Origin of the sequence: Sporosarcina koreensis (genome assembly GCF_042655825.1) — a bacterium.
GTDB classification, from domain to species: Bacteria; Bacillota; Bacilli; order Bacillales_A; family Planococcaceae; genus Sporosarcina; species Sporosarcina koreensis.
The window spans coordinates 146,486-154,648 of the sequence record NZ_JBHSNP010000025.1 but is presented as its reverse complement, the minus strand read 5'-3'; the positions used below and the strand labels follow the sequence as shown (position 1 = coordinate 154,648).

Annotated in this window: 8 protein-coding genes, 2 rRNA genes and 1 riboswitch; all 10 genes read left to right on the top strand. The window is 50.1% G+C overall.

What is annotated here, in order from left to right; all coding sequences use genetic code 11:
- A 23S ribosomal RNA gene (locus tag ACFPTP_RS11615) occupies positions 1-104 on the top strand; the annotation flags it as partial.
- An 86-nt stretch (positions 105-190) separates the two neighbouring features.
- Positions 191-306: ribosomal RNA gene (gene rrf / locus ACFPTP_RS11610) — 5S ribosomal RNA — on the top strand.
- A 566-nt stretch (positions 307-872) separates the two neighbouring features.
- Positions 873-1,400: a DUF2179 domain-containing protein gene (locus tag ACFPTP_RS11605; protein WP_381445028.1), complete on the top strand. Its 528-nt coding sequence runs from the start codon at positions 873-875 to the stop codon at positions 1,398-1,400.
- The gene (locus ACFPTP_RS11600; protein WP_381445026.1) at positions 1,397-1,588 is read left to right on the top strand and encodes an NETI motif-containing protein; all 192 of its coding nucleotides are present in this window, start codon (positions 1,397-1,399) and stop codon (positions 1,586-1,588) included. The genes ACFPTP_RS11605 and ACFPTP_RS11600 overlap by 4 nt, the downstream gene beginning before the upstream one ends.
- Before the next feature lie 86 nt (positions 1,589-1,674).
- Positions 1,675-1,775: riboswitch (purine riboswitch) on the top strand.
- Between the two features lie 172 nt (positions 1,776-1,947).
- Entirely contained in the window at positions 1,948-2,436 is a 489-nt protein-coding gene (gene purE / locus ACFPTP_RS11595) for a 5-(carboxyamino)imidazole ribonucleotide mutase (protein WP_381445023.1), read from the top strand.
- Positions 2,433-3,551, top strand: a complete 1,119-nt coding sequence (gene purK / locus ACFPTP_RS11590) for a 5-(carboxyamino)imidazole ribonucleotide synthase (RefSeq protein ID WP_381445021.1) — start codon at positions 2,433-2,435, stop codon at positions 3,549-3,551. The genes purE and purK overlap by 4 nt, the downstream gene beginning before the upstream one ends.
- Positions 3,552-3,603: 52 nt before the next feature.
- A complete protein-coding gene (gene purS, locus ACFPTP_RS11585) occupies positions 3,604-3,858 on the top strand; it encodes a phosphoribosylformylglycinamidine synthase subunit PurS (protein ID WP_381445019.1) in 255 nt (84 codons plus the stop codon).
- Positions 3,855-4,541 carry a phosphoribosylformylglycinamidine synthase subunit PurQ gene (purQ, locus tag ACFPTP_RS11580; protein ID WP_381445017.1) on the top strand — a complete coding sequence of 229 codons (687 nt, stop codon included), beginning with the start codon at positions 3,855-3,857 and terminating at the stop codon, positions 4,539-4,541. Before purS ends, purQ begins: the two co-directional genes overlap by 4 nt.
- Entirely contained in the window at positions 4,525-6,756 is a 2,232-nt protein-coding gene (gene purL, locus ACFPTP_RS11575) for a phosphoribosylformylglycinamidine synthase subunit PurL (RefSeq protein ID WP_381445015.1), read from the top strand. Before purQ ends, purL begins: the two co-directional genes overlap by 17 nt.
- Entirely contained in the window at positions 6,732-8,159 is a 1,428-nt protein-coding gene (purF, locus tag ACFPTP_RS11570; RefSeq protein ID WP_381445013.1) for an amidophosphoribosyltransferase, read from the top strand. Before purL ends, purF begins: the two co-directional genes overlap by 25 nt.
- The last annotated feature ends 4 nt before the right edge of the window (positions 8,160-8,163 follow it).

Sequence of the window (8,163 nt, the reverse complement as noted above, 5' to 3'; positions counted from 1 at the left end):
TTTGTAAGTAAGATCCCTCAGAGAAGATGAGGTGGATAGGTCCGGGGTGGAAGCGTGGCGACACGTGCAGCTGACGGATACTAATCGATCGAGGACTTAACCTTATAAGTTAAATTAGTACGGTTGAACTTGAAGTTCAGCGACAATGTTGGTTTTATCCGGTTTTGAACGAACAAGTATCGTTCAATCGTCTGGTGATGATGGCGAAGAGGTCACACCCGTTCCCATACCGAACACGGAAGTTAAGCTCTTCAGCGCCGATGGTAGTAGGGGGCTTCCCCCTGTGAGAGTAGGACGTCGCTAGGCAAAGGCCATTCCCATTTGGGGATGGTTTTTTTGTTTATTTAAAATAAAACCGAAGGTTATAAGATTAGTCACACCCGTTCCCATTCCGAACATGGAAGTTAAACTCTTCGGCGCCGATGGTAGTAAAGCGGCGCAGCCGCTTTGCGTAATTTACGCCAACGGTGTAAATTACGCAGGGAACAGGCTTCCCCCTGTGAGAGTAGGACGTCGCTAGGCAAAGGCCATTCCCATTTGGGGATGGTTTTTTTGTGTTTGAAATTGATTCATTCCAATAACTAGTTCTTAAAGTGTTAAAAGCATTTGGCGCGAAGTAGGATTAGCTAAGATGTTTTATTGCCCCGTGCCCAAAGCGAGCCTCCCCGCGCCCAAAGCAAGCCGCTCCGCGCCCAAAGAGCCCCGTCCCACGCCCAAAGCAAGCCGTTCCACGCTCAAAGCATACCGTCCTGCCACCAAACCAATCCATTACATATAAATCCCACCCCCGTCCATAACAACAAATTCTTGTAATCCACTGCTCTGCACGATACGATGGAGGTCAATCTAGTCATCAGGAGGTTTGCTGAAGAATGAAAATGGTATTGATCATATTTGTTATTAACATCGTGTACGTATCTTTCTTTACGATCCGGATGATTCTTACGCTTAAGGGCTATCGTTATTCTGCTGCCTTCGTGAGTATGATCGAGATTGTCATCTATATTGTAGGTCTTGGATTGGTATTGGATAACTTGAATGAAATACAAAATATAATTGCGTATGCGTTAGGGTACGGCAGCGGGGTCATTGTCGGTACGAAGATTGAAGAGAAGATGGCGCTCGGGTATATCACGGTGAATGTCATTACGGCCGGCATCGACTTTGAGATGCCGCGACTGTTGCGGGAAAAAGGATATGGGGTCACGGATTGGTCTGCGCACGGATTGGAAGGAAGCCGTTCGGCGATGCAGATTTTGACGCCACGCAAAGATGAACTGAAACTGTATGATACGATCAAACAGATCGACCCGAAAGCATTTATTATTGCGTATGAAGCAAGGACAATCCATGGCGGGTTCTGGGTGAAGTCTGTGAGGAGAGGAAATTTATTCAAATGAGTGCGAAAAAGAAAACGGTATGGTTTGAAGTCGCGGAAGGCGAATCCATCGAGGAATGCTTGCAGCGATTGTCCGCTGAAGGTTATCGTGTAGCGGGCCGGATGGAGGAACCGGTCTTCATGGAGAAGGACGGCGAGTACGTCCCAATCCGGCAAGTCATCAAGTTTAAAGGGGTTTTAGAAGAATAAATCGTCTATTATACGAACGATGAACATATGTAATTGTTTATTGTTCGTATTTTTTATTGACGTATTCAAAAACAGTTGTTACACTGAGTGTGTAGTTACATAACCCACATATATGCTGAAGGATTGGCTTCAGCGTTTCTACCAGGACGCCGTAAATGTCCGGACTATGCGGGAAAGCGATTTTTAGGATTCAGCGAAAGGTGTGCCATGTCTAATGGATACGTTCATCTTGAGCATTTTGAATATCCTTGAATGAACTGCTTTCCATGCATTATGGAAGGCAGCTTATTCAAGGATTTTTTTATGGAAGATTAACTCAGTTACATTCATTATCAGTCTACTAAAGGAGCGGATTGTCTATGGGACCGAAAGTCGGCGTGATCATGGGAAGTAAAAGCGATTGGGAAACGATGAAGCATGCTTGCGATATCTTGGACGAGCTGGGCGTTGACTACGAAAAGAAGGTCGTTTCAGCGCATCGCACACCTGACTTCATGTTCGAATATGCAGAGCAGGCGCAGGGGCGCGGAATTGAAGTGATCGTTGCAGGTGCAGGGGGCGCTGCCCATCTGCCAGGGATGGTCGCTGCGAAGACACTCTTGCCTGTCATCGGCGTTCCGGTTCAATCAAAGGCATTGAATGGCATGGATTCATTGCTTTCCATCGTTCAAATGCCGGGAGGAGTTCCAGTCGCGACGGTATCGATCGGCAAAGCAGGTGCTACGAATGCCGGATTGCTTGCTGCCCAGTTTTTAGCCGTTCACGATCCGAAGCTGCGCAACCGTCTCGAAGAACGTCGTACACAAATGCGGGATGCGTCATTGGAAAGCAGTGGTGAGTTGCAATGAAGACGATTTTACCAGGGCAAACAATCGGCATTATCGGCGGAGGACAGCTTGGCAGGATGATGGGGATTGCTGCGAAGGAAGCCGGATTTAAGATTGCGGTGCTCGATCCGACAATGGATTCACCGTGCGGCCAGATTGCCGATATCCGCATCGTCGCTCCATACAACGACGAGGCAGCGCTCGAGGAGCTCGGCGAAGTAAGTGATGTCATCACGTATGAGTTCGAAAACATCGATTACGAAGGTCTCGAGCGGCTTAGTCAGATTGCTTATGTTCCTCAAGGAGCCGAGCTTGTGCGGATCACTCAAAATCGGATAGCGGAAAAAGCGGAAATCAAAGCTTCCGGTGCGCCGGTCGCAAATTATGTCGCTGCCGCTTCATTCAGTGAATTAATAAAGGAAATCTATAAGGTCGGCTTCCCATGCATCGTGAAAACCGCTTTCGGCGGATATGACGGAAAAGGGCAAGTGAAGCTCGAATCGGCGGACGATATTGAACTGGCGGAACCGCTATTTGCCCACTCGGCATGCATCGCGGAAGCGTTCGTCCCTTTCAAGACGGAAATCTCCGCTATCATCCAGCGCAATCCGGAAGGTGAATCGTATTGCCTTCCGATTGCCGAAAACATTCATAAGCATCATATTTTGCATGAATCAATCGTTCCGGCAAGAGTTTCCGAGTCAGTCATCCGGAAGGCGGAAGATGCGGCGAAACGGATTGCTGATCATTTGGAGCTTGTCGGAACCCTGGCAGTTGAAATGTTCGTGCTCGAGAATGATGAAATTGTCATTAATGAATTAGCACCGCGCCCTCACAACTCGGGCCATTACTCGATCGAGGCGTGCAATGTATCGCAGTTCCATCAGCACATCCGTGCGGTGTGCGGCTGGCCGCTGCGCAAGCCGAAGCTATGGGCGCCGGCCATCATGGTGAATGTGCTCGGGGAACATGTCGTGCCGTTGAAGAAAGTGATCACGAACCACCCTGATTGGTCGGTCCACTTATACGGGAAGGCCGAGGCGAAAGAAAAACGGAAGATGGGGCATGTGACCATCATGACTGATGATATAGAGAAGACGTTAAAAGAAATCGATTCAACTAACATTTGGGCATAACACCTCTACAACAATTCGATACCAAACTTAATCCATTCGGGAGGAAATTGACATGACAAAAGTGAACGTTTACGTAACATTACGCGAAAGTGTTGTTGATCCACAAGGAATTGCAGCTCAGGAGGCGCTCCAGACATTAGGGTTCAATGAAGTCGAAAGCGTCCGGATCGGAAGACTGATCGAGCTTGAGCTAGCAGGAACTGAAAGTGAAATCGAAGCGCGCGTGAAGGAAATGTGCGATAAACTTCTTGTCAATAAAGTGATCGAGGACTATAGCTTTGAAATCAGGGAGGTTGCGGGCAAATGAGGTTCGCTATTTTAAGTTTCCCGGGGTCCAGCTGTGACGTGGACATGTATCATGCCCTCGTCGATATCGTGGGCGTCGGCGCGGAAATCATCAACCATCAAGAAGCCAATCTGGAAAATTTCGATGCCGTCGTCATTCCGACAGGCGCTTCATACGGTGATTATTTACGCCCGGGCGCACTCGCGCAGAGCTCCAAATCAATTGATAGCCTAAAGGCATTCGCAGCTTCCGGCAAGCCCGTTCTCGGCGTAGGGAACGGCTTCCAGATCCTTGTCGAAGCCGGCATTCTTCCAGGCGCTTTCTTGCGGAATAAAGGATTGAAATTCAGAAGCGGCAATGCGCAGCTTGCTGTTCAAAATTCGCAATCAACATTTACGAGCATCTACGAGCAAGGCCAGCAAATTACACTTCCTTTCGCACATGAATACGGCAACTATTACGTCGACGCAGACACTGCCGCACAATTGAAAGAGCGGAATCGCATCGTTTTCACGTACGAAGACGGCAACCCAGATGGAAGTGTGGAGAAAATCGCAGGCGTGTTGAATGAAGAAGGGAATGTCCTTGGCATGATGCCGCTTCCTGAACGTGCGGTCGAGGAAATCATCGGCGGAACGGACGGTTTGCCTTTATTCCGATCAATCTTGAAGAACTGGAGTGAGAAGAATGTCAACCATGCATGAACCTACAGCTCAGCAAATCAAAGATGAAAAACTGTATCGCCAAATGGGAATGACCGATGAGGAGTTCGATCGTGCAGCGGAAATGATCGGTCGTCTTCCGAATTACACGGAAACCGGTTTATTTTCGGCGATGTGGTCGGAACATTGTTCTTATAAAAGCTCGAAGCCGGTATTGCGCAAATTCCCGACGGAAGGTGCACGCGTGTTGCAAGGTCCAGGGGAAGGGGCAGGAATCGTCGATATCGGGGATAATCAGGCAGCTGTCTTCAAAATGGAATCACATAACTCTCCATCAGCTATAGAGCCGTTCATCGGCGCAGCGACTGGAGCTGGCGGCATCATCCGTGATGTCTTCTCTATGGGAGCGCGTCCAGTGGCACTTGTGAACTCGATGCGTTTCGGTGATTTGACGGATGCGCGCGACCGTTATTTATTCGAAGAGGCGGTTGCAGGCATTGCGAGCTACGGAAACACAATCGGAATCCCAACGGTTGCTGGGGAAGTCCAGTTCGACAATTGCTATTCGAAGCGTCCGCTCGTCAATGCGATGGCTGTTGGTTTGCTGAATCATGAAGATATCCAGAAAGGCCTTGCATCCGGTGTCGGCAATACTGTGTTGTATGTCGGAGCGAAGACGGGCCGTGACGGAATCCATGGTGCAACGATGTCTTCTGCTGAAGTCGCGGTAGATAAAGAAGAAGAACTGCCGGTCATGCAAGCAGGGGATCCATACCTTGAGAAGTTGCTTATGGAAGCTTGCCTTGAGTTGGTGAAGTCTGATGCGTTAATTGGAATCCAAGACATGGGTGCTGCTGGCCTCACTTCATCATCAGCGGAAATGGCTTCGAAAGCTGGGTACGGCGTGGAATTGAACTTGGATCTCGTTCCGCAGCGTGAAGAAGGCATGACGGCGTATGAAATGATGCTTTCCGAGTCACAGGAGCGGATGCTCGTTGTCGTGAAGCAAGGGCGTGAGCAGGAAATCATCGATTTATGCAAGAAATATGGTCTTGAAGCGGTGGCAATCGGGAAAGTGACGGATGACAAAATGCTTCGGCTTACACATAAAGGTGAGGTTGTCGCGGAAATTCTAGCAGATATTCTAGCGGAAGACGCGCCAGTCTACCATAAGAAATCGGAAGAGCCTGCCTACTTCAGTAAATTCCAGGCGATGGAAAATGAAGAGCCGGCTGTCGAAGACTTGAAAGAGACGTTATCTGCTTTATTGCAACGTCCGACAATTGCGTCAAAAGAATGGGTATACAGTCAATTCGATTCGCAGGCGAGAACGAACACAGTCGTTGCGCCAGGTTCTTCAGCTGGAGTCATCCGCGTACGTGGCACGAATAAAGGTCTTGCGATGACAGCGGATTGCAACTCCCGCTATATTTACCTCGATCCTGAAACAGGCGGAAAGATTGCAGTTGCCGAAGCGGCACGTAACTTGATTTGTTCAGGCGCAGAGCCGATTGCGGCAACGGATTGCCTGAACTTCGGCAGCCCGGATAAGCCGGAAGTGTTCTGGCAGATTGAGAAATCAGCAGATGGCATTGCAGCCGCATGCCGTACGTTGAATGCGCCGATCATCGGCGGGAACGTATCGATGTCGAATGAAGTGAACGGTGTTCCGGTCTATCCGACGCCAACGATGGGCTTGGTCGGACTTGTGCATGATCTGTCGCAAGTGACGACGACTTCATTCAAACAAGCGGGCGACGCGATTTATTTGATCGGCGAAGCGGAGACGGAATTTGGAGGAAGCGAGCTTCAGCAAATGGTCCATGGCAAGATTTTCGGAAAAGTGCCAGCCATCGATTTGGAAGTGGAAGCTGCACGTCAACAAGCGCTCCTCAAAGCAATCCAAAGCAAGCTCGTTCAATCGGCGACTGACTTGTCGGAAGGCGGATTTGCTGTTGCGCTGTGCGAGAAGGCATTCGACGCGGAAGGCCTTGGAGCCGAAGTGACTGTGACGGGTTCTGCGGTGACGGCATTATTCAGTGAAACGCAATCCCGCTTCCTTGTGACGGTGAAAGAGGAGCTGACGACTGCTTTTGAAGCGATCGTTCAAGATGCAGTGCAAATCGGTACAGTTACCGATCAAAATAGAATCGTCATTACAGGCGATAACGATACGGTTTTGATTGACGGGACGGTGGAAGAATTCCGTTCTGCTTGGAAAGGGGCAATTCCATGCTTGCTGAACTCAGAGGCCTGAACGAAGAATGCGGCGTGTTCGGCATTTGGGGGCATGAAGATGCGGCACAGCTAAGCTATTATGGCTTGCATGCGCTGCAGCACCGCGGCCAGGAAGGCGCAGGGATTGTAACGAAGAATGGCAAAGGGCTTCATGTTGTGAAAGGTGAAGGCCTTGTGAATGATGTGTTTTCCGGTGATGCGCTGAAAACCTTGACAGGGCGCGCAGGGATCGGCCAAGTCCGCTACACGACAGAGGAAGGGCGGGGCGCTGAAAATGTGCAGCCGCTCGTCTTCCGTTCCATGACGGGCAGTTTGGCGATTGCGCATAACGGCAACTTGGTCAATGCAAAGGATTTGAAGGAAAGCCTTGAAAAGCAGGGCAGTATTTTTCAGACGACGTCTGATACCGAAGTACTTGCCCATTTGATTAAGCGAAGCAGCGGCGGTTCATTGACACAGCGCGACCGTGTGAAAAAGGCGCTGTCGATGTTGAAAGGGGCTTTTGCCTTTGTCATTTTGACGGAGGACGGCTTGCTCGTTGCGCAGGACCCGAATGGTTTACGTCCATTGTCGCTCGGGAAGCTCGGGGATGCATGGGTTGTCGCATCCGAAACATGCGCGTTCGACTTGATCGGCGCGGAAACGATCCGTTCGGTTGAACCGGGTGAATTAATTGTCATCAACGATAAAGGATTGCATTCCGATCGATTCGCAGAGCCTGCAGACAGGGCGATCTGCTCGATGGAATATGTCTATTTTTCGAGGCCGGATTCGGACATCGACGGCATTAATATCCATATGGCGCGGAAACGTTGCGGCAAGCAGCTGGCAAGGGAAGTCAACATCGAAGCGGATGTCGTCACGGGCGTTCCGGATTCGAGCATTTCCGCGGCAATCGGATTTTCCGAGGAAAGCGGCATCCCGTATGAGTTAGGGTTGATTAAAAACAGGTATGTCGGCAGAACTTTCATCCAACCGACGCAGGCGATGCGCGAACGAGGCGTGAAGATGAAGCTTTCGCCGGTGCATCAAGTCGTCGAAGGGAAACGCGTCGTCATGGTGGACGATTCGATTGTCCGAGGCACGACTTCGAGACGGATCGTCAAAATGCTGAGGGAAGCCGGTGCGAAAGAGGTGCACGTCGTCATTGCGGCGCCGCCGCTCGTGAGCCCTTGCTTCTATGGCGTCGACATCAGCACGGATTCCGAGTTGATTGCGACAGGGCGTTCAGTCGATGAAGTGCGGGAATTGATCGATGCGGATTCACTGACGTTCCTATCGGCTGAAGGGATGCTGAAAGCGATCGGCAGACCAGCTGAAATGAAAAATTGCGGTCAATGTCTTGCGTGCTTCACGGGTGAATATCCGACAGAAATCTATGCGGATACAGTATTGCCGCACGAAAAAGAAATCGGACGATAAGGAG